General features: G+C 69.9%; 15 protein-coding genes. 5 read left to right on the top strand and 10 right to left on the bottom strand.

Annotated elements, in window-relative coordinates; all coding sequences use genetic code 11:
• Window positions 1–268 precede the first annotated feature (268 nt).
• From AC07A4_RS28300 to thyX, 3 genes are all read right to left on the bottom strand, one after another.
• A complete protein-coding gene (locus tag AC07A4_RS28300; protein ID WP_478603691.1) occupies window positions 269–1,954 on the bottom strand; it encodes a ribonuclease J in 1,686 nt (561 codons plus the stop codon).
• Window positions 1,955–2,083: 129 nt separating this feature from the next.
• Window positions 2,084–2,983 carry a 4-hydroxy-tetrahydrodipicolinate synthase gene (gene dapA, locus AC07A4_RS28305; RefSeq protein ID WP_478603693.1) on the bottom strand — a complete coding sequence of 300 codons (900 nt, stop codon included), beginning with the start codon at window positions 2,981–2,983 and terminating at the stop codon, window positions 2,084–2,086.
• Between the two features lie 235 nt (window positions 2,984–3,218).
• Window positions 3,219–3,959 carry an FAD-dependent thymidylate synthase gene (gene thyX, locus AC07A4_RS28310; RefSeq protein ID WP_478603696.1) on the bottom strand — a complete coding sequence of 247 codons (741 nt, stop codon included), beginning with the start codon at window positions 3,957–3,959 and terminating at the stop codon, window positions 3,219–3,221.
• Between the two features lie 220 nt (window positions 3,960–4,179).
• Here thyX and AC07A4_RS28315 point away from each other — a divergent pair, with 220 nt between their 5' ends.
• Both AC07A4_RS28315 and AC07A4_RS28320 read left to right on the top strand, forming a co-directional pair.
• Window positions 4,180–4,419, top strand: a complete 240-nt coding sequence (locus tag AC07A4_RS28315; RefSeq protein ID WP_478603698.1) for a hypothetical protein — start codon at window positions 4,180–4,182, stop codon at window positions 4,417–4,419.
• 129 nt (window positions 4,420–4,548) lie between these two features.
• A complete protein-coding gene (locus tag AC07A4_RS28320) occupies window positions 4,549–5,109 on the top strand; it encodes a hypothetical protein (RefSeq protein WP_478603701.1) in 561 nt (186 codons plus the stop codon).
• 37 nt (window positions 5,110–5,146) lie between these two features.
• On the opposite strand, the gene AC07A4_RS28325 is transcribed toward AC07A4_RS28320, so the two are convergent.
• From AC07A4_RS28325 to eccD, 7 genes are all read right to left on the bottom strand, one after another.
• Window positions 5,147–5,599: a tetratricopeptide repeat protein gene (locus tag AC07A4_RS28325; protein ID WP_478603703.1), complete on the bottom strand. Its 453-nt coding sequence runs from the start codon at window positions 5,597–5,599 to the stop codon at window positions 5,147–5,149.
• 14 nt (window positions 5,600–5,613) lie between these two features.
• Window positions 5,614–6,366, bottom strand: a complete 753-nt coding sequence (gene dapB / locus AC07A4_RS28330; protein ID WP_478603706.1) for a 4-hydroxy-tetrahydrodipicolinate reductase — start codon at window positions 6,364–6,366, stop codon at window positions 5,614–5,616.
• 60 nt (window positions 6,367–6,426) lie between these two features.
• Window positions 6,427–7,806 carry a M16 family metallopeptidase gene (locus AC07A4_RS28335; RefSeq protein ID WP_478603709.1) on the bottom strand — a complete coding sequence of 460 codons (1,380 nt, stop codon included), beginning with the start codon at window positions 7,804–7,806 and terminating at the stop codon, window positions 6,427–6,429.
• Entirely contained in the window at window positions 7,803–10,031 is a 2,229-nt protein-coding gene (locus AC07A4_RS28340; RefSeq protein ID WP_478603711.1) for a polyribonucleotide nucleotidyltransferase, read from the bottom strand. The genes AC07A4_RS28335 and AC07A4_RS28340 overlap by 4 nt, the downstream gene beginning before the upstream one ends.
• A 376-nt stretch (window positions 10,032–10,407) precedes the next feature.
• Window positions 10,408–10,695: a 30S ribosomal protein S15 gene (gene rpsO / locus AC07A4_RS28345; protein ID WP_478603714.1), complete on the bottom strand. Its 288-nt coding sequence runs from the start codon at window positions 10,693–10,695 to the stop codon at window positions 10,408–10,410.
• A gap of 268 nt (window positions 10,696–10,963) precedes the next feature.
• Window positions 10,964–12,625 carry an outer membrane protein assembly factor BamB family protein gene (locus AC07A4_RS28350; RefSeq protein ID WP_478603717.1) on the bottom strand — a complete coding sequence of 554 codons (1,662 nt, stop codon included), beginning with the start codon at window positions 12,623–12,625 and terminating at the stop codon, window positions 10,964–10,966.
• 64 nt (window positions 12,626–12,689) lie between these two features.
• On the bottom strand, window positions 12,690–14,165 hold the full coding sequence (gene eccD, locus AC07A4_RS28355) for a type VII secretion integral membrane protein EccD (RefSeq protein WP_478603719.1): 1,476 nt from the start codon (window positions 14,163–14,165) through the stop codon (window positions 12,690–12,692).
• Window positions 14,166–14,343: 178 nt separating this feature from the next.
• Here eccD and eccCa point away from each other — a divergent pair, with 178 nt between their 5' ends.
• The 3 genes from eccCa to mycP all read left to right on the top strand — a co-directional run bounded on the left by eccCa (window position 14,344) and on the right by mycP (window position 21,882).
• Entirely contained in the window at window positions 14,344–18,300 is a 3,957-nt protein-coding gene (eccCa, locus tag AC07A4_RS28360; protein WP_478603722.1) for a type VII secretion protein EccCa, read from the top strand.
• A gap of 152 nt (window positions 18,301–18,452) precedes the next feature.
• Window positions 18,453–18,848, top strand: coding sequence for a hypothetical protein (locus tag AC07A4_RS28365; protein WP_478603723.1), 396 nt, complete (start codon window positions 18,453–18,455; stop codon window positions 18,846–18,848).
• Window positions 18,849–20,487: 1,639 nt separating this feature from the next.
• A complete protein-coding gene (gene mycP / locus AC07A4_RS28370; RefSeq protein WP_478604313.1) occupies window positions 20,488–21,882 on the top strand; it encodes a type VII secretion-associated serine protease mycosin in 1,395 nt (464 codons plus the stop codon).
• The last annotated feature ends 41 nt before the right edge of the window (window positions 21,883–21,923 follow it).

Raw genomic sequence — 21,923 nt, forward strand, 5'->3', positions numbered from 1 at the left:
CTCTATCAGATCTTTCCGGCTTCCCGGTCCGTTCCGATTTCCTCGGTGCCTTTCAGGGACTCGCTTTCGCGTTTCCCTTTCCGGCGGTTCCGACTTTATCAGAGATTCTGAGTCGGAATTTCCGCCCCGTCCGGGTGGCCCCTCGCACGTTGCCGTGCTCGGCGGTTCCCCGTCTGGCGGAGCCGTAAACGTACTGGAGCGGGGCGCCTCGATGCAAATCGAGGCGCCCCGCTCCAGGGCTCGCGTCGTCAGGACGGTCCGAAGGTGATCAGACCTCGACGACGACGGGCAGGATCATCGGGCGGCGGCGGTAGTTGTCCGACACCCACTTGCCCAGCGTGCGGCGGATGAGCTGCTGCAGCTGGTGCGGTTCGACGACGCCGTCCTGAGCCGACCTCTCCAGGACTTCCTGGATCCTCGGAAGGACGTCGTTGAAGGCCGCGTCCTCGATGCCCGAGCCACGGGACTGGACGTGCGGCCCACCGGTGATCTTGCCGGTGGTCGAGTCGACCACGACGAAGACCGAGATGATGCCCTCGTCGCCGAGGATGCGGCGGTCCTTGAGGGAGGACTCGGTGACGTCGCCGACCGAGAGGCCGTCCACGTACACATAGCCCGCCTGGACCTTGCCGACGATCTTCGCCTTGCCCTCGACGAGGTCGACGACGACGCCGTCCTCGGCGATGACGATGCGGTCGTGCGGGACGCCGGTGAGGGCGCCGAGCTCGGCGTTGGCGCGCAGGTGGCGCCATTCGCCGTGGACCGGCATCAGGTTCCTGGGCTTGCAGATGTTGTAGAAGTACAACAGCTCGCCCGCGGAGGCGTGGCCCGAGACGTGCACCTTGGCGTTGCCCTTGTGGACGACGTTGGCGCCCCAGCGGGTCAGCCCGTTGATCACGCGGTAGACCGCGTTCTCGTTGCCCGGGATCAGCGACGACGCCAGGATCACCGTGTCGCCCTGGACGATGCGGATCTGGTGGTCGCGGTTGGCCATCCGGGACAGGGCCGCCATCGGCTCGCCCTGCGAACCCGTACAGACCAGGACGACCTCGTGGTCCGGCAGGTCGTCGAGCGTCTTCACGTCCACGACCAGGCCCGGCGGCACCCGCAGATAGCCGAGGTCACGCGCGATGCCCATGTTGCGGACCATCGAGCGGCCGACGAAGGCGACCCTGCGGCCGTACTCGTGGGCCGCGTCCAGGATCTGCTGGATGCGGTGGACGTGGCTGGCGAAGCTGGCCACGATGATGCGCTTGCGGGCGCCCGCGAAGACCTGCCGCAGGACGTTCGAGATGTCACGCTCGGGCGGGACGAAGCCCGGGACCTCGGCGTTCGTGGAGTCCGAGAGAAGAAGGTCGATGCCCTCCTCGCTCAGCCGGGCGAACGCGTGCAGGTCCGTGAGGCGGCGGTCCAGCGGCAGCTGGTCCATCTTGAAGTCGCCCGTGTGCACGACCATGCCCGCGGGGGTGCGGATCGCGACCGCGAGAGCGTCCGGGATGGAGTGGTTGACCGCGACGAACTCGCAGTCGAAGGGGCCAAGACGCTCCCGGTCGCCCTCGGCGACCTCCAGCGTGTACGGACGGATGCGGTGCTCCTGGAGCTTCGCCTCGATCAGGGCGAGGGTCAGCTTGGAGCCGATCAGGGGGATGTCCGGCTTCTCCCGCAGGAGGTAGGGGACACCACCGATGTGGTCCTCGTGACCGTGCGTGAGGACGATGCCCTCGATGTCGTCGAGGCGGTCACGGATGGACGTGAAGTCCGGCAGGATCAGGTCGATTCCGGGCTGCTCCTCCTCAGGGAAGAGCACTCCGCAGTCGACGATCAGCAGACGCCCGTCGTACTCGAAGACCGTCATGTTCCGGCCGATCTCACCGAGGCCGCCGAGCGGGGTGACCCGCAGGCCGCCCTTCGGGAGCTTGGGCGGTGCGCCGAGTTCAGGATGCGGATGACTCAAAAGACTCTCCTCACCACACGCGCCACGTACCTCCAGGGCACGTGGCGCGCATGACGTTCGTGCAGTAGCAGTTGTGGGTGCAGGCGCCTGGCCTGCGGGATATTGCGTATTGAGTTGTGAAGTCTGTGGTTAGAGCTGTACCCCGCCGGCCGCAAGATCGATCTTGAGCTGGGCGGTCTCCTCCGGGGAGAGCCCGACCAGGGGCAGCCGCAGCGGCCCCGCGGGGCGGCCCTGCAGCGTGAGCGCCGCCTTGGTGGTGATCACTCCCTGCGTACGGAACATGCCCGTGAACACCGGCAGCAGCTTCTGGTGGATCTCCGTGGCCTTCTGGACGTCCCCGTTGACGTACGACTCCAGCATCGCGCGCAGCTCGGGGGTGACCACGTGGCCGACGACCGAGACGAAGCCGCAGGCGCCGACCGACAGGAGCGGCAGGTTCAGCATGTCGTCGCCCGAGTACCAGGCGAGGCCGGAGCGGGCGATGGCCCAGCTGGCCCGGCCGAGATCGCCCTTGGCGTCCTTGTTGGCGACGATACGCGGGTGCTCCGCGAGGCGCACGATCGTTTCCGTGTTGATCGGCACGCCGCTGCGGCCCGGGATGTCGTACAGCATCACCGGCAGCTCGGTGGCGTCGGCGATCGCCGTGAAGTGGCGGAGGAGGCCGTCCTGCGGGGGCTTGTTGTAGTACGGCGTCACGGTCAGCAGGCCGTGCGCGCCCGCTTCTTGGGCGGTGCGGGCGAGCTCGATGCTGTGGCGGGTGTCGTTCGTGCCGACTCCGGCGACGACGTGGGCGCGGTCACCGACCGCGTCCAGGACGGCTCGGACGAGCTCTGCTTTCTCCGCGTCGCTGGTGGTCGGGGACTCGCCGGTGGTGCCGTTGACGATCAGGCCGTCATTGCCTGCGTCCACCAGGTGGGCGGCGAGCCGCTGCGCGCCGTCGAGGTCGAGTGCGCCGTCCGCCGTGAAGGGCGTGACCATGGCGGTGAGGACCCGCCCGAAGGGGGTCTGCGGAGTCGAGGTCGGAGCCATGGGTAACACGCTACTCGCTGCTCAGCGCGGGGTCGCCCCTCGGGGGATGTGCTGGGTGTGACACTCGAGGGAGCCCGGCACTGCCTGCTCGGGGGTTCAAGCAGTGCCGGGTCCGTTTGATCAGGCTAGATGAACTTCCGGAAAAGCCGCAATACGGACACTTCTGTCGGCTCAACCGCACATCTGTGCCGAGGCGATCCAGGTGTGCGCCCGGCCCGTGGAACCGGGCGCCCGGTCACGGCGCGACGCGGCCGTTGGCGTTGAACGCCGCGTGCGTGAGCGGCATGAGCTCGGCCCAGTGCTGCTCCATCTTCTCGCCGACCATCTCGATCTCCCGCTGCGGGAACGACGGCACCTTGGCGAGCTCGTGCTGGGTGCGCAGGCCGAGGAAGTGCATCAGGGAGCGCGCGTTGCACGTCGCGTACATCGACGAGAACAGGCCCACCGGGAGAACCGAACGGGCCACTTCGCGGGCCACGCCGGCGGCGAGCATCTCCTGGTAGGCCTCGTACGCCTGGCGGTAGGAGTCCTCCATGACGCGGCCCGTCAGCTCCTGCTGGGCCTGGGTGCCCTCCACGAAGACGTACTTGCCGGGGCGGCCCTGCTGGACCAGCTTGCGGGACTCGTCCGGGACGTAGAAGACGGGCTGGAGCTCCCTGTACCGACCCGACTCCTCGTTGTACGACCAGCCGACGCGGTGGCGCATGAACTCGCGGAAGACGAAGATCGGGGCGCTGATGAAGAACGTCATCGAGTTGTGCTCGAAGGGGCTGCCGTGGCGGTCCCGCATCAGGTAGTTGATCAGGCCCTTGGAGCGCTCCGGGTCCTTCTTCAGCTCGTCCAGGGACTGCTCACCCGCGGTCGAGACCCGCGCCGCCCACAGGACGTCCTGGTCGGTCGCGGCATGCTTCACCAGCTCGACCGTGACGTCGCTCCGGAAGCTGGGCTTGAGGTCTTCGGCTGGGGTCTCGCTCACTGGCGGGGTCCTTCCCTGTGCATCGTGGGGCGTCCCCCGAACATCCACGTGCTGCGAGGGACGGCGACCACTCTATGGCCCGGCACTGACAATCGGCCGTCCGGAGACCCCTCATGACAATCTTCGGCGAATTTACTGAAACCGGGCACCCTTTGGGCGTTTCGAGCGTCTGTATAGGCAACAGAGTTTCGTTCGAGACCCGTGAGGAGAAGCGCGCCCCATGTTTCGTCGGCGAGAGCCCGTTCCGTTCGCCTTCATCGCCGAAGCCGACAAGTTCCGCAGCAACGTCACTCCCCCACCCCGTGAGCGCGCCACGGCCGGTCAGGTCGTCGGCCGTACGCTCATCGGGCTCACCGTGGTCGCCGGTCTCGTGGGCTCCGTGCTCTTCGGGATGCCCGCGATGTCGGCCGACCAGGCACCGGCCAAGAACCAGCAGTCCGAGGCCTCGGACGGTCGCTGACCGTCCCCGGCCCCCGGGCCATCTGGTGGCCCCACCCCCCACTCCCTTGGCCCCCCGAGGCTGGTAGCAGGGGACACGGCTCGATAGCCTCACCGGGCACAACGTGTGCGGAGTGAGTGAGGACCAGCCGTGCCCCTGCCTTTCCTGACCCCGGACCGGGCCTTCGACGAGGCCGCGCAAGACGTCGCGCTCCCGTTCGACGACCGCGACCACTGGCGTCGGCCGTACCGCCCGGGCCCCTGGCGCGTGGGCGCGGCCGCCGTCCTGCTGCTCCTCGCCTCGTACGCCCTGGTGGCCACGGTGATCATCGCGTTCGCCGGCTCGCTGTCCGGGGCCGCGGCCTGCGGGGGCATCGCGGTGCTCGTGGTGTGCGTCGCGGTCCGGCTGCTGCGGGTGGGCACCTGGGTGAGCGCCCAGGGCCTGCGCCGCGTGGCCTTCCTGTACACCCGGACGACGCCGTGGGCGCACGTCGCCTCCGTGCGGACGGTCCAGCAGCCGGTGCGCTGGCTCGGGCTGCCCCGCACCGTCCAGGGCCAGGCCCTCCTCCTCGTACGCGGCGACCGGCCCGCGGCCGAGCGGACGGTGCTGCTCACCGACCGCGGCGCCGACTTCCTCGCGCGGCGCACCGCGTTCGACCGGGCCGCCGACACCGTCGAGGCCTGGGCCGACGAATACGGCCGTACGGCCTAGCCCGTTCCCGGCACGGCCCAACCCGTTCCCAGCGTGGTCAGACGCTCACCGGCCTGCCCTCGTGGAGGGCGATGGCCCGCTGCATGGCCTTGCGGGCCCGGGGGGTGTCCCGGGCGTCGTGGTAGGCGACGGCGAGGCGGAACCAGCAGCGCCAGTCGTCGGGGGCGTCCTCCGTCTCGGCCTTGCGCCGGGCGAAGACCTCGTCGGCGGAATCCCGGTCGACGCGGCCGCTGGGCGTGCGCTTCAACTCGTCGACGGGCAGCCCGCCTTCGGCCTCGAGCTCGGCCGCGAGGCGGTTGGCCCGCTGGACGAACCGCGTGTTCTGCCACAGGAACCAGACGCCGATGACCGGCAGGATCAGCACCGCGACGCCGAAGGACACGGTCAGGACGGTGCCGTGCTGTATGAGCAGCACGCCACGGCTGCCGACCAGGACGAAGTAGACGACCAGGACGGCGGCCGTGACGGCGTAGGTGATCTTTGCGCGCATGGAGTCGGCCCGGGTCAGCTCAGGTCCAGGAAGTGTTCCAGGCCGAAGGTGAGGCCCGGAGTCACCGGCACGCGGCGGGCGGCAAGCAGGATGCCCGGCATGAAGCTGCTGTGGTGCAGCGAGTCGTGCCGGACGGTGAGCGTCTCGCCCTCGCCGCCGAGCAGCACCTCCTGGTGGGCCAGGAGGCCGCTCAGGCGCACCGCGTGCACCCGCACGCCGTCGACGTCCGCCCCGCGGGCGCCCTCGAGGGCCGTCTCGGTGGCGTCGGGCTGCGGGGCGCTGCCCGCGCGCTCGCGGGCGGCGGCGATGAGCTGGGCGGTGCGCGTGGCGGTGCCGCTGGGGGCGTCGGCCTTGTGCGGGTGGTGCAGCTCGACGACCTCGACGGACTCGAAGTACGGCGCCGCGATCTGCGCGAACTTCATGGTGAGGACCGCGCCGATGGAGAAGTTCGGCGCGATGAGCACGCCGGTCTCCGGGGACGCCGCCAGCCAGGTCCGCAGCTGCGCGAGGCGCTCGTCGGTCCAGCCCGTCGTGCCGACGACGGCGTGGATGCCGTGCCGGACGAGGAAGTCGAGGTTGCCCATCACCGAGCCGGGCGTGGTCAGCTCGACCGCGACCTGGGCGCCCGTGTCGACCAGCGTCTCCAGCTTGTCGCCCCGGCCGAGGGCCGCGACCAGTTCCATGTCGTCGGCGGCCTCGACGGCTCGTACCGCCTCGGAGCCGATGCGGCCCTTGGCCCCGATGACCGCCACGCGCAGCTTGCTCATCTGCCTGTTTCCTTAACCGAGTTATGAGTCGTACGGGACCACGGCCCGGGAGTCCCGGGCCTAGGCCACCGCTTCGTGCAGGCGGGCGGCCTGCTTGTCCTTGAGCGGGCCTATCGCGGAGAGCGACGGGCGCTGCCCCAGGATGTCGCGGGCCACGGCGCGCACGTCGTCCGGGGTGACCGCGGCGATCCTGGCCAGCATGTCGTCGACCGACATCTGCTCGCCCCAGCACAGCTCGCTCTTGCCGATGCGGTTCATGATCGCGCCGGTGTCCTCGAGGCCGAGGACCGTGGAGCCCGCGAGCTGGCCTATCGCGCGCCGGATCTCGTCGTCCGTCAGGCCGTGCTCAGCGACGTGGTCGAGCTCGTCCCGGCAGATCTTGAGGACGTCGTGCACCTGGCTGGGGCGGCAGCCCGCGTACACGCCGAACAGGCCGGTGTCGGCGAAGGCCGAGGTGTACGAGTACACGCTGTAGGCGAGCCCGCGCTTCTCCCTGACCTCCTGGAAGAGACGCGAGGACATGCCGCCGCCCAGCGCGGTGTTCAGCACGCCCATGGCCCAGCGGCGCTCGTCGGTGCGGGCCAGTCCTGGCATGCCGAGGATGACGTGGGCCTGCTCGGTCTTGCGGTCGACGACCTCCACCTGGCCCGCCGTGCGCACGCGGCGTACGCCCGCGCGCGGGGCGATGGGGGTCGCGTCGGCGCGCGTGAGGGCGCCCGCCTTCTCGAAGGCGGCGCGGACCTGGCGTACGACCTTCTGGTGGTCCACGTTGCCCGCGGCGGCGACGACCAGGTGGGTCGGGTCGTAGTGCCGCTTGTAGAAGCGGCGGACGCGGTCGGCCGTGAGGGCGTTGATCGTGTCGACCGTGCCGAGGACCGGGCGGCCGAGCGGGGTGTCGCCGAGCATCGTGTGCGCGAACAGGTCGTGCACGCAGTCGCCCGGGTCGTCCTCCGTCATCGCGATCTCTTCGAGGATGACGCCGCGCTCGGCGTCGACGTCCTCCTGGAGGATCAGCGAGCCGGTGAGCATGTCGCAGACCACGTCGATGGCGAGCGGCAGGTCGGTGTCGAGCACGCGCGCGTAGTAGCACGTGTACTCCTTGGCCGTGAAGGCGTTCATCTCGCCGCCGACGGCGTCGATCGCGGAGGAGATGTCCAGGGCGCTGCGCTTCTTCGTGCCCTTGAAGAGGAGGTGCTCCAGGTAGTGCGTCGCGCCGTTCAGGGACGGCGTCTCGTCGCGGGAGCCCACGTGGGCCCAGATGCCGAAGGTGGCGGAGCGGACCGAGGGGAGGGTCTCGGTGACGACGCGCAGACCTCCGGGGAGGGTGGTCTTGCGGACCGTGCCGATGCCGTTCTGGCCCTTGATCAGAGTTTGGGTACGGGCGACGGCCCGCGCCTCCGAAGAGGTGCGGGCCGTCGCCTTGGAGCTACGGGACGTCACTTGGCGGCGTCGTCCTTCGCGTCGTCGGCGTTCTCGGCGCCGTCCTCGCCCTCGATCACGGGGATCAGGGAGAGCTTGCCGCGGGAGTCGATCTCGGCGATCTCGACCTGGACCTTCTGGCCCACGCCGAGGACGTCCTCGACGTTCTCCACGCGCTTGCCGCCGGCGAGCTTGCGGATCTGCGAGATGTGCAGCAGACCGTCCTTGCCCGGGAGCAGCGACACGAACGCGCCGAAGGTCGTCGTCTTCACGACGGTGCCCAGGTAGCGCTCGCCGACCTCCGGCATGGTCGGGTTGGCGATGCCGTTGATCGTGGCGCGGGCGGCCTCGGCGGCCGGGCCGTCGGCGGCACCGATGTAGATGGTGCCGTCGTCCTCGATCGTGATGTCGGCGCCGGTGTCCTCCTGGATCTGGTTGATCATCTTGCCCTTCGGGCCGATGACCTCACCGATCTTGTCCACCGGGATCTTGACGGTGATGATGCGCGGCGCGTTCGGGGACATCTCGTCCGGAACGTCGATCGCCTCGTTCATCACGTCGAGGATGTGCAGTCGCGCGTCGCGGGCCTGCTTCAGCGCGGCGGCCAGGACCGAGGCGGGGATGCCGTCGAGCTTGGTGTCGAGCTGGAGGGCGGTCACGAACTGCTTCGTACCGGCGACCTTGAAGTCCATGTCACCGAACGCGTCCTCCGCACCGAGGATGTCGGTGAGGGCGACGTAGTGCGTGTCGCCGTCGATCTCCTGGGAGATCAGGCCCATGGCGATGCCGGCGACGGCGGCCTTCAGGGGCACACCGGCGTTCAGCAGCGACATGGTGGAGGCGCAGACCGAGCCCATGGACGTCGAGCCGTTGGAGCCGAGGGCCTCGGACACCTGACGGATCGCGTACGGGAACTCCTCGCGCGTCGGCAGGACCGGCACGATGGCGCGCTCGGCGAGCGCGCCATGGCCGATCTCGCGGCGCTTCGGGGAGCCGACGCGGCCGGTCTCACCGACGGAGTACGGCGGGAAGTTGTAGTTGTGCATGTAGCGCTTGCGGGTCACCGGGGAGAGGGTGTCCAGCTGCTGCTCCATGCGGAGCATGTTGAGGGTGGTGACGCCCAGGATCTGGGTCTCGCCACGCTCGAACAGCGCCGAGCCGTGCACGCGCGGGATGGCCTCGACCTCGGCGGCGAGCGTACGGATGTCCGTGACGCCGCGGCCGTCGATGCGGACCTTGTCCTTGATGATGCGCTCGCGGACCAGCTTCTTGGTCAGCGCGCGGTAGGCACCGGAGATCTCCTTCTCGCGGCCCTCGAACTGCGGGAGCAGCTTCTCGCCGGCGATCTCCTTGACGCGGTCGAGCTCGGCCTCGCGCTCCTGCTTGCCGGCGATGGTGAGCGCCTGGGCGAGCTCGGTCTTGACCGCGGCGGTCAGGGCCTCGAGCACGTCGTCCTGGTAGTCCAGGAAGACCGGGAAGTCGCCGGTGGGCTTGGCGGCCTTGGCGGCGAGGTCCGACTGGGCCTTGCAGAGGACCTTGATGAAGGGCTTCGCGGCCTCGAGACCGGCGGCCACGACCTCCTCGGTCGGCGCCTCGGCGCCGCCCTTGACGAGCTCGATGGTCTTCTCGGTGGCCTCGGCCTCGACCATCATGATCGCGACGTCGCCGTCCGGCAGGACGCGACCGGCGACGACCATGTCGAAGACGGCGTCCTCGAGCTCGGTGTGCGTCGGGAAGGCGACCCACTGGCCCTTGATGAGCGCCACGCGCGTGCCGCCGATCGGGCCCGAGAAGGGCAGGCCGGCCAGCTGCGTGGAGCAGGAGGCGGCGTTGATCGCGACCACGTCGTACAGGTGGTCGGGGTTGAGCGCCATGATCGTCTCGACGATCTGGATCTCGTTGCGCAGGCCCTTCTTGAAGGAGGGGCGCAGCGGGCGGTCGATCAGGCGGCAGGTGAGGATCGCGTCCTCGGAGGGGCGGCCCTCACGACGGAAGAAGCTGCCGGGGATCTTGCCGGCGGCGTACATCCGCTCCTCGACGTCCACCGTCAGGGGGAAGAAGTCGAGCTGGTCCTTGGGCTTCTTGGACGCGGTGGTGGCCGAGAGGACCATCGTGTCGTCGTCCAGGTACGCCACGGCGGAGCCGGCGGCCTGCTTGGCGAGACGGCCCGTCTCGAAGCGGATGGTGCGGGTGCCGAAGGTGCCGTTGTCAATGACGGCCTCGGCGTAGTGGGTCTCGTTCTCCACTAGCGATTTCTCCGTTACGTATCGTCTTTTCACCCCGGGCCCGTGTGGCCCGGGGTCCGCCCCTGCCCGTGTGGCGTCGGAGCGGTGCGGAGAAGCGCGCCTTGGGTGCGGGCCGGTCTTCGATCGAAGCCCCCGGGGACCGTGTCCTGCTTCGACCCCGGAAGCCACTACCGAGGACCGGCGGCGGCGGGGAGCGCCTCTCCTCTATGCGGTTGTCTCATACGGCGCCGCCACGGTCCACTGGAACCGTGGGACGGCGCCTGGCACCGTGCCAGGTGTCACCAGACTACAAAGCGACTGTGACACCGCGCACGTACAGCAAAGGGAGCGGCCCCCTTCGAGTGCTTCGAGTGGGAACCGCTCCCTTCACGGCGTCTTACTTGGCGCCCGCCGCACCGCGGCGGATGCCGAGGCGGTCAACCAGGGCACGGAAGCGCTGGATGTCCTTCTTGGCCAGGTACTGCAGCAGACGGCGACGCTGGCCGACCAGGATCAGCAGACCACGACGGGAGTGGTGGTCGTGCTTGTGCATCTTGAGGTGCTCGGTCAGGTCCGAGATGCGGCGCGAGAGCATGGCGACCTGGACCTCGGGGGAGCCGGTGTCGCCCTCCTTCTGGCCGAACTCGGACATGATCTGCTTCTTCGTAGCGGCGTCGAGCGACACGCGTACTCCTTGTGATGTCTAGGTGCGCCTCCGAGTGCCCCTGGTCTTCATCTCAGGGGTGCTTCCGGGACTCGGAGGCAGGGGGTTCCACCTCGGGAGGTGGGGGTCCGCCGATGAGGGCGGGTGCCGCGGGGCGCGGATCCCCGGGCCGGAGGGCCTGGGAGCGCGCGCAGACAGGCGGGCGTTACACAGAGTACCAGGGAGGACGCGCGCCCTCGACGGCACACCTAGGAAGCCGCCATTCCGGTGGCGGGCCGCCCACGCGCCGTCACGAGGGCTCGACGCCGAGGGCGCCGTAGCCCGACCCCTTCCATTCTCCGCTGTTCTCGGTGTCGAGCTCGCGGGGAGCGAAGAAGACGCGGCCGTCTTCGACGATGACGTCCGTCTCCCCCGGCTCGGTCAGGTTGGAGACGCGGGGCGTGCCGAAGAGGAGGAACGGGGACTCCTTGCCCGTACCCGGATCAAGGCTGATGACGGCGGTCGGAGTGGTCTGGTCGCCCGGCCGGAGCGCGAGCAGCTTGTCACCGCTCATGCGCAGCGGGTAGACGCGGGCCAGGCCCTTGGGGCCGAACTTCCGGACGGTCTTCCCCGTCGCGAGGTCGAACGAGACGATCCAGTTGCCGTCGCCGATGTCCCCCTTGGTCGCGAGGAACAGCTGGTCCCGCCCGACCACGATGGAGTCGCACGTCTCCACGCCGCCGAACAGCTGCCTGTGGCACGTGTCGACATAGCGCTTCTCGGGCAGGTCGATCGTCGCCTGGTACGCGCCCCGGTCATCCAGCGTGATCAAGTCGGTCGGCACGATGTCGCCCGCGGCCACGGCGAGGACCGCCGGGCTCGAGGACACCAGGTAGACGCCCTTGACCCCGCGCGCGACCTTGTAGGTCCAGGTGGGCTTGCCCGTCCGCGGGTCGACCGCCTGCACGCGGTAGGCGGGGGCGCTGGGGTCTCCGCACGTGACCAGGGCCAGCAGGGCCCGTCCGCCCGCGAAGCCGGTGTCCTGGCAGGACTTCACGCCGGTGTTCTTCCAGAGCCGCTCACCGCCGTCCATGGCGTACGCGGCGGAGCCCCGCCCCCACGCCACGGCGACCGTCCCACGGGTCATGGTCACGTTCGTGTGCGGCGCGAAGGCGTGGGTGGCCTCGGGCAGCCGTACCTGCCACAGCTTCTTGCCGGTGTTCAGGTCGACCATGGCCAGACGGTCACAGACGTACGGGTCGACGGCCCCGGCGCCGGAGTCCGCGCGGCTGGGCTTGCGCTTGTCCCTCTTCTTCTCGTCGTCGTTGCTCTTCTTGTCGTCGTTGCTCTTCTTGCCGTCCTTGTTCTTGCTCTTCGGCTTCTTGTCCTTGGGCTTCTTGCCCTTGCCGCTGTCCTTCTTGTTGTCGCCCTTCTTCTTGTCGCTCTTCTTGTCGTCCCGCTTGTCCCGGTCGGCCGAGTCGGCGCGCGCCTGGAAGAGCACGGCCGTGCGGCCGTCGACGGTGACGTGGCGGGTCGTGTCGCAGATCGGCCCGTCCAGGCGGGTCGACCACTTCTCCTCGAGGGTGCCGAAAGCGAAGCCCTTCAGGCCGGCGCCCACGCCCCTGACGAACGTCTTGTCCGTGGCCCAGGCGCCGGGAGCGTGGACCGTGTCCCGTCCGTATGCCTTCTTCATGTCGTCTTCGACGTACTCGACCGCCTTGCGGCCCGCCAGGGACCGGGGCGTCGTCTCGGTGGTGTCCCGGATGTCGTCCGGCGCCTGTGGGGCCGCCGCCGGGTTCCGCCGCGCGTCCTCGTCGTCGGCCGCGGCCCAGATCATCCAGCCGCCCGTGCACAGGACCAGGGCCAGCAGGGCCGCGAGTCCGGCGACGGCCCTGGTGCGGCGTTGCCGTTGGGCGCGGTCCGCGGCCCGCGCGGACTCGGTGAACTCTGAATGGGGCGGGCCGTAGCTCACGCCGGGGCTCCTGTTCTCGAATGTCCTGTGTCCTGGGAAAAGAAGCTAAGAGTAAGGGCGCAGGTCAACTGGTCAGCGACCGAGCCGCGTTGAAGACATCCAGGACGGCGAGGCACAGCGGCACCAGCGACAGCAGGACCGCCGACTCGGTCAGGTCGAGCAGGCGGCCCCACAACGGCGTGAGGCCCCGCCGCGGAACGGTGAGCGCGATGGCCGTAAGGAGTGCGCATCCGGCGATGACGGCCACGACGAGCCACACCGTGCGCTGTTCCAGCGGCCCGTGGTCTCCGTAGAGCACGAGGTCCTTCATGGCGTCGCTCGGAGGGTTGAGCGCGAGGCCGAGCAGCAGCGCGGCGATGGCGGCGATGCCCGCGAGCAGGGCGCACGCCACTTGGGCCGTGTACCGGAAGAGGCGGGCCCGCATCAGCATGGCGAGCCCGGAGGCGAGGGCGAGGAGCTGGCCCCAGAGGTCGTCCGAGAAGCCGAGCACGGCCGCCGAGGCCACGACGGCGGCCGCCGCGCCGCCGACCAGGCCGAGGAGCAGCTCGTGGCCGCGGCGGGCCTGGGCCGCGACGCGTTCGGCGTCGAGGGGTTCGGCGTCCGGGGTGGTGTCCGGGTCGGCGTAGAAGTCCTCGTCCGTCGCGCTGCGGGGCGGGGCGTAGCCGATGGGCAGCCGTGCGAACCGGGAGGACAGGCCGGGCAGGAACGCGACCAGGGCGATCGTCACCGGGGCGACGACCGCCGCGGCCTCGGTGGCGGACGACTCGGTGACGACGCTGAGGAACGTGGCGAGGGTGCCGGCCGCGGCGAGGAACGCGGCGGCCACGAAGGGGGCGTCGCTGGCGGGGGCGAGCGCGACCAGGGCGACCGAGGCGACCAGGACGGTGACGCAGCCGATGAGGAACTGCAGGCGTCCTGGCCCCTGGCCCGCGTCGGGGGCGACGACGCCGGATCCCGCGACGAGGAGCAGCGGGAGGGCGCCGAGGCCCAGGGCGGCGCTCGCGGCCCGGTCGGCGTAGACCCGCGCGCGTACGCCCGCGAAGGCGGTGAGCAGCAGCCCCGCGGCGCCGGCGACGACGGCGGGCAGGCCGTGCGTGTCGTGGCGGACCGGGTCGGCGTACCAGAGGACCAGGGCCATGAGGGCGAGCAGGACGGCGCCGCCGATGAGGCCGGCCACGCGCAGCAGGTCGTCGTTCCACAGGTGCCGGTCGCGCGTCACGGCGGACGCGACCGCGTCTGACACATCGTCATAGACCGTGGGCGGCAGGGACGTCGCGAACGGGCGCAGGCTGAGGACCTCGCCGTCCAGGACGCGCTGCGCGGCGAGGGTGCGGGCGCCGTCGAGCACCGCGCCGTCGCGGCGCACCAAGTGGAATCCGGTCGGCGCGCCGACTTCCTGCGTCTGGCCCGTCAGCCGGAGGATCTCGGGATGGATGTCGGCCACCGCCATGTCTTCGGGCAGCGCGACGTCGATACGGCTGTCGGGTGCCACGACAGTGACCCGGCAGAATCCGGTCGCCGTGGGCGAACTCACTGGCATACCCCCCTGATTCGCGGTTGCGCACGACTGGGGAGTCACCCTATCGCCACCCGCTGTCAGTGGCGGACAGTAGGATCGCAACTGTACGGAAGGAGTCCGTGGCCGTGCGTGCGGCGGCGCAGGACACCGCGGCCGCGGCCGCGGGACCACCCGCCCGATCAGGGGGATCGATGTTCCGGTGAGCCAGATCGTCATCAAACGCCCGCCACGCGCGCTGCCGCCCGAAGTGCCCACGGACGAGCTGCGGTTGGAGGCGCCGCCGGAGCTGCCGCGCGGGCAGCAGGAGGGCATGCTGCTGCAGCTCCTGCCGACCCTCGGCATGGGGTCGTCGGTGGTCTTCTTCTTCGCCTCGCCGAACGCCCATCCGTTCATGCGGATCATGGGTGTGGTGATGCTCGTCTCGACCCTCGCGATGGTGATCGCGCAGATCGTCCGATATCGCCGGGGTACGCAGGGGCAAATGGCGGATGTGCGCCGGGACTATCTCAAGTACCTGTCACAGACGAGGCGCACGGTGCGCAGGACGGCGCTCAGGCAGCGCGACGCGCAGTTCTACCAGCACCCGGCCCCGGACCAGCTGTGGTCGGTGGTCGCCGAGGGCACCCGGGTGTGGGAACGGCGCGTCGGGGACGGGGACTTCGGGCAGGCCCGCGTCGGCCTCGGCCCGCAGCGGCTCGCCACTCCCCTGGTGGCGCCGCAGACCGCGCCCGTGGATGAGCTGGAGCCGCTGGCGGCGGGGGCGATGCAGCGGTTCCTCGCCGTGCACGGCTCGGTGGAGGGGCTGCCGGTGGCGGTGTCGCTGCGCGCCTTCTACCACCTGACGGTGTCCGGTGAGCCGGAGAGCGCGCGGGGCGCCGCCCGCGCGCTGGTGTCCCAACTCGCCACACTGCACAGCCCGGACGACCTGAGGATCGCGGTCGTGGCCGCGCCCGGCGCCGTCGAGTGCTGGGACTGGACGAAGTGGCTGCCGCACTGCCAGGTGCCGGGGCGGATCGACGGGGCGGGGTCACAGCGGCTGTTCGGGGACGACCTGGGCGAGCTCGAGCAGCTCCTGGCCGGGCAGCTCGACGGGCGGCCGAGGTTCAGCAGGGGCGGTCAGCCCGTGGTGGACCAGCCGCACATCGTGGTCGTCCTCGACGGCGGCATGGTGCCGCCGACGTCCGCCTTCGCCGCGCAGGAGGGCCTCCAGGGGGTCACGATCGTCGAGGTCGTCCCCGGAGAGCTCGACGAGCCGCGCGGAGGACTCTCCGTGGTCGTACGAGGGGGTCGTCTGCGCCTGGAGTCGGGCGACGGCGTCGCCTACGAAGGGACGGCCGACGCGCTGCCGCTGGCCACCGCCGAGGCGCTCGCGCGCCAGCTCGCGCCCCTGCGCACGGGCGGCGGTGACGACGACGAACCGCTCCTGGCCAACCTGGACTTCACGGAGATGCTGAACCTGGGCGACGCGGCGTCGGTGGACGTCACGCGCACGTGGCGGCCGCGTTCGACAGCCGAACGGCTGCGCGTACCGATCGGTGTGGGCGAGGACGGCCAACCCGTCATGATCGACCTGAAGGAGTCCGCCCAGGAGGGCATGGGGCCGCACGGTCTTTGCGTGGGCGCGACGGGTTCGGGCAAGTCCGAGCTACTGCGCACGCTGGTCCTCGGGCTGGCCGTGACGCACTCCTCCGAGACCCTGAACTTCGTCCTCGCGGACTTCAAGGGCGGCGCCACGTTCGCCGGGATGTCCGAGATGCCGCACGTCGCCGCCGTGATCACAAACCTCTCCGACGACCTCACGCTCGTGGACCGCATGGGCGACGCGATCCGCGGCGAGCTGCAGCGGCGCCAGGAGCTGCTGCGCGCGGCGGGCAACTACGCGAACATCCACGACTACGAGAAGGCGCGCGCGGCGGGCGCTCCCCTCGCCCCCTTGGCGTCGCTGGTCCTCGTGATCGACGAGTTCAGCGAACTCCTCAGCGCCAAGCCGGATTTCATCGACATGTTCATCCAGATCGGCCGCATCGGCCGCTCCCTGGGCGTGCATCTGCTGCTGGCCTCGCAGCGCCTGGAGGAGGGCAGGCTCCGCGGCCTCGACACGTATCTGTCGTACCGCATCGGCCTGCGGACGTTCTCGGCCTCGGAGTCGCGTACGGCGCTGGGGGTGCCGGACGCCTACCACCTGCCGCCGGTCCCCGGTTCGGGGTACTTGAAGTTCGGCACCGACGACATGACCCGCTTCAAGGCGGCGTACGTCTCCGGGACGCACCGCGCGGGCGGCGCGGATCCGGTGCCCGACCAGGAGCCGGTCGAGCGGCGGGCCGCGCTGTTCACGGCGGCGCCCGTCCCCGCCACCTACGCCGCCCCGGACCCGGGGCGGCCGCCGCGGGCGGTCCGGGACGACGACGCGCTGGCCGACACCGTGCTCGACGTCGTCGTGCGGCGCCTAGAGGGCCAGGGCGTCCCGGCGCACCAGGTGTGGCTGGCGCCACTGGACGAGGCGCCGACGCTGGACCAGCTGCTGCCGCCGCTCATGACCTCGCCGGAGCGCGGACTGCACGCGGGCGAGTACGCGCGCCCGGGAGGCCTGGTCGTTCCGCTGGGGCTGATCGACAAGCCCTTCGAGCAGAAGCGCGAGACGCTGTACCGCGACTTCTCCGGAGCCGCGGGCCACATGCTGCTCGTCGGTGGCCCGCAGTCGGGCAAGTCGACGCTGCTGCGCACCCTGATCGCGTCCTTCGCGCTGACGCACACCCCCGCGGAGGCGCAGTTCTACTGCCTGGACTTCGGCGGCGGAGGCCTGTCATCGCTGTCCGGGCTGCCGCACGTGGGCGGCGTGGCGTCCCGGCTCGACCCGGAGCGGGTGCGGCGGGCGGTGGCGGAGGTCGCGGGTGTCCTGAACCGCCGTGAGGCGTTCTTCCGGGCCAACGGCATCGACTCCATCACCACCTACCGGCAGCGGCGCGCGGCCGGGCAGCTGCCGGGCGAGGCATGGGGCGACGTCTTCCTGGTCATCGACGGCTGGGGCAGCTTCAAGAACGACTACGACATGCTCGAACCCGTCGTCAACGACATCGCGGGCCGAGGGCTCGGATACGGCGTTCACGTCGTCGTGTCCGCGTCGCGCTACATGGAGGTGCGGGCCGCCCTCAAGGACCAGCTGCTCGGCCGCCTGGAGCTGCGCCTCGGTGACGCCATGGACTCCGAGTTCGACCGCAAGGTCGCGGTAAACGTGCCCACGGGGTCCCCTGGCCGGGGTCAGGTGCCGGAGAAGCTGCACTTCATGGCGGCGCTGCCGCGCGTGGACGCCGTGTCGGACGCGGCGAGCCTGGCCGCGGGGACGGCCCAGCTGACCGAGGCGGTCGCGGCCCACTGGCAGGGTCCTGCCGCCCCGCCGGTCCGGCTGCTGCCGCGCACGCTGCCCGCCGACCGGCTCCCCAAGGGCTTCGAGTTCCCCCAGCAGGGCATCGCGATCGGCATCGACGAGGCGAACCTGGAACCGGTCTTCGTCGATTTCGAGACAGATCCGTTCTTCCTGGTCTTCGGGGAGAGCGAGTCGGGCAAGACGAACCTGCTGCGTTTGATCGCGAAACAGGTGGCCGAAAGGTACACCCCGGCCCAGGCCAGGATCGTCGTGGGCGACTACCGGCGCACGATGCTGGAGGCCGTCTCGGAGGAGCACCTCCTGGAGTACGCGCCAATGGCATCTGCAATGGACGTCCACATGAACGCGATCGCGACGTTCATGGAGAAGCGCGCTCCCAAGCCCGACATCACCCCACGCGAATTGCGTGACCGCAGCTGGTGGAACGGCCCCGAGCTGTTCGTGATCATTGACGACTACGAGCTCGTCGCGACCGCCTCCGGCAATCCGCTCGGGGCCCTGGTCGAGCATCTCCCCTTCGCACGGGACGTCGGCGTCAAGTTCATCGTCGCGCGCAGCTCGGGGGGCGCCTCGCGCTCCATGTACGAGCCGTTCATGCAGCGTGTGAAGGAACTGGGTGCCCAGGGGGTCGTCCTTTCGGGGGACCCGAGCGAGGGCGACGTCCTCGGCAACGTGCGCGCACGGCCGCTGCCTCCGGGGCGCGGGACGTTCGTGTCCCGAAAGCGCGGGACGTCACTGATTCAAGTGGGTCACTTGCCAGGCCGCCACTAGAGTGACAGTGGCGGCACGTACGCAACGGGGAGGCTGGAGTGGGGAGTTCGGGAAACGGCGGGGGGACAGTGGGCGCGCCGGACACGGGCAAGTCGTTCGACAGTCTTTACGGTGTCAATCCGCAAATGGCGCTGGATATCCACACCAGGGCCATGAAGGAGTTCAAGAGACGGGTCGACACGCTGCTCAAGGAGCTCCACGGCTCCGAGGCGGCCCCCGGGAAGGTCGGCGCGGACCGCTTGTCGCGCGCGCAGCTCGGCTCCTCGGACTTCAAGGAGGCCCAGTTCCTGTACGAGTCGTACGACATCGTGCATGACGAGCTGGAGAAGCTCTCGAAGGCCCTGGGCACCCAGATCGAGGGCCTGGGCCTGGCCGTCCACGCGTCGCGCGTCGGCTACGACAACCTCGAGGACGACATCCGCGCGCGGATGAGGGCGCTCAACGCGGAGGCGGAGAAGTACTACGAGGTGGAGCGGGATCCGTACGCGCGACGGGAGCGCTCCGCGGAGACCGGCAAGCAGGACGCCAATGGCACGGAGGGGCTCTGATGGCCGAGCGGCACACGGGAGGCGGCGGCCGGGCACCCCGGGTCGCCCACACGGACTTCGAGTCCATGACCCACGAGCAGTTAGTGGCCCTGCTCGACTCCGCGAGCCCTGAGGCAGCCTCGCACCTGGCCGGGAAGCTGTCCAAGGCGGCGTCCGCCATCACCAAGATCGGCGACGACCTGAAGACGTACGTCAAGGGCCTGGAGTGGCAGGGCGAGGCGGGCGACGCGTTCCGCGAATGGGGTGACCAGGCGGGGAGTTCGACGCTCAACCTGGGCGAGTACAGCGGCATCGCCGCCCGCTGGATGGGCGAGGTCTCGCAGGCCATCGCCGAGGCGAAGGCCTCGATGCCGGACGTCTCCGAGACGGCGACCGCCAAGGCCGACCTCCGCGACGCCCACAAGAACCTGGCCGCCGCCCGCGAGGCGAAGAACGACCCCGACGCACGCGAGGTCACCCAGACCTCCCAGTCCGACGCGGCGGACGCGCGGGGGCGCATCGACGCGCTCAAGGCGGAAGCCGTTGCCCGCATGCGCAAGCTGGCCCAGACGTATCAGTTCACGGCGGAGCGGGTGAATGGGGTTACGCCGCCTACGTTTTCGCCGCCGGCGGCCCATATGAAGGCGAAGGACTGGCGACAGGCTCCAGTTGATGAGCCGACTGTGCCAGTCGGCCCGAGTGGCCCTGTGGGTAGCAGGTCGGCTCCCTCACCACAGACCGAAAGGACAACGGTCCCTCCAGGCGGGACGGCTCCTGCTCCTGCTGGCGGACCTGGCGCAGGCCCGTCCGGGAATACGGGTCCAGTGCCATCAGGCAGTCACAACGTCCCACCGAATCCGAGCTCCCCGCCACCGGACTGGCCGACCAGCAACATCCCGGACCGTCCTGTGCACATGGGGATCGACAACACCATCGCACCTCCTCAGGCCCCACCGACCTTGCCAGTGGATCCCTCCACGCCTCCGGTGCCAGGACGACCCGAAAACGGACCTCACGGCCAACCGGTGCCCCTTCCACCGACGCTCGGGGGCAAACAGATCCCTCAGGACCTGCCTCCTACAGGGCGCACGCCGCCGGACGCTCGCCCCCCAGTGAGGCCTGGCCAGGGACCGCCCGCAGCAGGCCCAGTTTCACACCCCCCGAGCAATCCAGGCATCGTTGGTGGACGCCGCGTACCGCTGGATATGGGGCGTCCAGCGACAGGCCTTCCGCACAGCACGGTCATCGGCGGCGACAGGCCGCAAGGGCGCATGCCCATGGGCCCAGGATTCGGGCAAGGCATCGCGCCAGGAGGCGGGAGCCAGGGCGGGACTGCCGGTGGGCGACGTCTCGCTGGAGAGACCGGTGGTGTCGTGGGTGGACGGCAACAACCTGGCCAGGCCGGTCCACGCCCCTTCACTCCTGGCGGCACGGGCCTGGTGCGTCCTCGGGATTCAAACGCAGCGGGGCAGCACGGGCTGTCGGGACGCCCCGGGGCGTCAGCGCCCCATGCCCCCAGTGGCACGTCGCGACGTGATGACCAGCGCGAGAACCGACCGCACTACCTCACCGAGGGCGACGAGACCTGGGAACCACGTGGTCGCCGTGTCGTTCCCCCCGTCGTCGATTGACCTCACGAGAAACCAGCGAAATCATGCGGATGCGTACCCGAACCAAGCGTCCCAGTCACTGGACGGGCGCTGCTTCAGCAGCACTCGCTCTGCTGCTCACAGCGGCCACCGCTGGGTCTGCTCACGCTGACACGATTCGTGACAGGCAATGGCACCTCGACGCCATGCACGCGCCCGAGATGTGGAAATCAAGCACGGGCCGTGGCATCACCGTCGCTGTCATCGATTCGGGAGTCGATGACTCCATCGCCGATCTACGAGGTCGAGTCCTGGACGGCAAGGACTACTCCACCAAGTCAGGCGACGAACACACCGACCACGACAGGCACGGCACAGGCATGGCAGCACTTATCGCAGGAACCGGTGCGAGGGGCGCGGCCAACGGTTCGTACGGCCTCGCACCGGATGCCAAGATCCTTCCTATCCGGATGAAGTACGCCGAGGAAGATTACGGAAAAGTCGACAGCGGTTCCGAGTACGCACGTAAATTGACCGAAGCAATTCGCTACGCTGCCGACAGCAGGGCCCAGATCATCAACATCTCCATGGGCAAGATGAACAGCAGTGGAACACGGAACGTCAGCACGCCCGCTCTGGCGGAGGCGGTGAAATACGCCATCGGCAAAGGCAAGCTGATTTTCGCTGCCGTGGGCAACAGTGGCGATAAGTCCAATCTCTTCGAGTATCCAGCCGCAACACCAGGCGTCATTGGCATCGGCGCGATTGGCAAGAGCGCAGCCCGCGCCAAGTGGTCTCAATGGGGTCCTCAAGTCGACCTCGTAGCACCGGGCGAGAACATCGTTTCGGCCTGCCCTGGCGGCACAGGCGTCTGTCGAGGCAACGGCACAAGCGGTGCCACCGCCCTGGCATCCGCCTCCGCCGCCCTGATCTGGTCCAAGCACCCCACCTGGACCAACAACCAGGTCCTGCGTGTCCTCATCAACACCGCGGGCAAACCCGTGGGCGGCAAGGAACGGACCAATACCGTCGGCTACGGCGCCGTCCGTCCCCGGATCGCTCTCACCTCACCGGGTGATCCCGGGCCGGCCGACAAGTACCCCCTTCCTGATCTGGCAGCAGCCGAGCCCAAAGCACCTGCGTCCGGGCCGTCGGCCAAGGACGGTGACTCCGCGGATGGCGGCGAGGAGTCGGGGCGGAAGGGCTCCGGCCCCGTCGCGGCGTCCAAGGATGGCGACGGCTCCTCTCTGTGGATCGCGCTGGGGCTCGGTGGCGCCGTCCTCGCGGGTGCCGTGGTCCCCGGCTACGCGGTCCGCACCCGCCGTCGGCGGAACGCGCAGGCAACTGTTCAGGGGCCGCCGCCACCGTTGCCGCACCACGTACCGCACCAGCAGTTCGGGCCACCGCAGGGGGACGGATTCAACCGTTCCTCCGGCGATCGGCCCGGCTCGGGGCCATCCCTGTGAGGGGACACGGACGTCGAGCCGCGACCGCGCTCGCGGCTCGT

Source organism: Streptomyces sp. NPDC043996 (assembly GCF_056435225.1).

Excerpts from the sequence above, each read along its gene's own strand:
- dapA (WP_478603693.1), bottom strand. The coding sequence starts at position 2,983 with ATGGCTCCGACCTCGACTCCGCAGACCCCCTTCGGGCGGGTCCTCACC.
- AC07A4_RS28315 (WP_478603698.1), top strand. The coding sequence starts at position 4,180 with ATGTTTCGTCGGCGAGAGCCCGTTCCGTTCGCCTTCATCGCCGAAGCC.
- AC07A4_RS28325 (WP_478603703.1), bottom strand. The coding sequence starts at position 5,599 with ATGCGCGCAAAGATCACCTACGCCGTCACGGCCGCCGTCCTGGTCGTC.
- dapB (WP_478603706.1), bottom strand. The coding sequence starts at position 6,366 with ATGAGCAAGCTGCGCGTGGCGGTCATCGGGGCCAAGGGCCGCATCGGC.
- eccD (WP_478603719.1), bottom strand. The coding sequence starts at position 14,165 with ATGCCAGTGAGTTCGCCCACGGCGACCGGATTCTGCCGGGTCACTGTC.
- AC07A4_RS28365 (WP_478603723.1), top strand. The coding sequence starts at position 18,453 with ATGAAGGAGTTCAAGAGACGGGTCGACACGCTGCTCAAGGAGCTCCAC.
- mycP (WP_478604313.1), top strand. The coding sequence starts at position 20,488 with ATGCGTACCCGAACCAAGCGTCCCAGTCACTGGACGGGCGCTGCTTCA.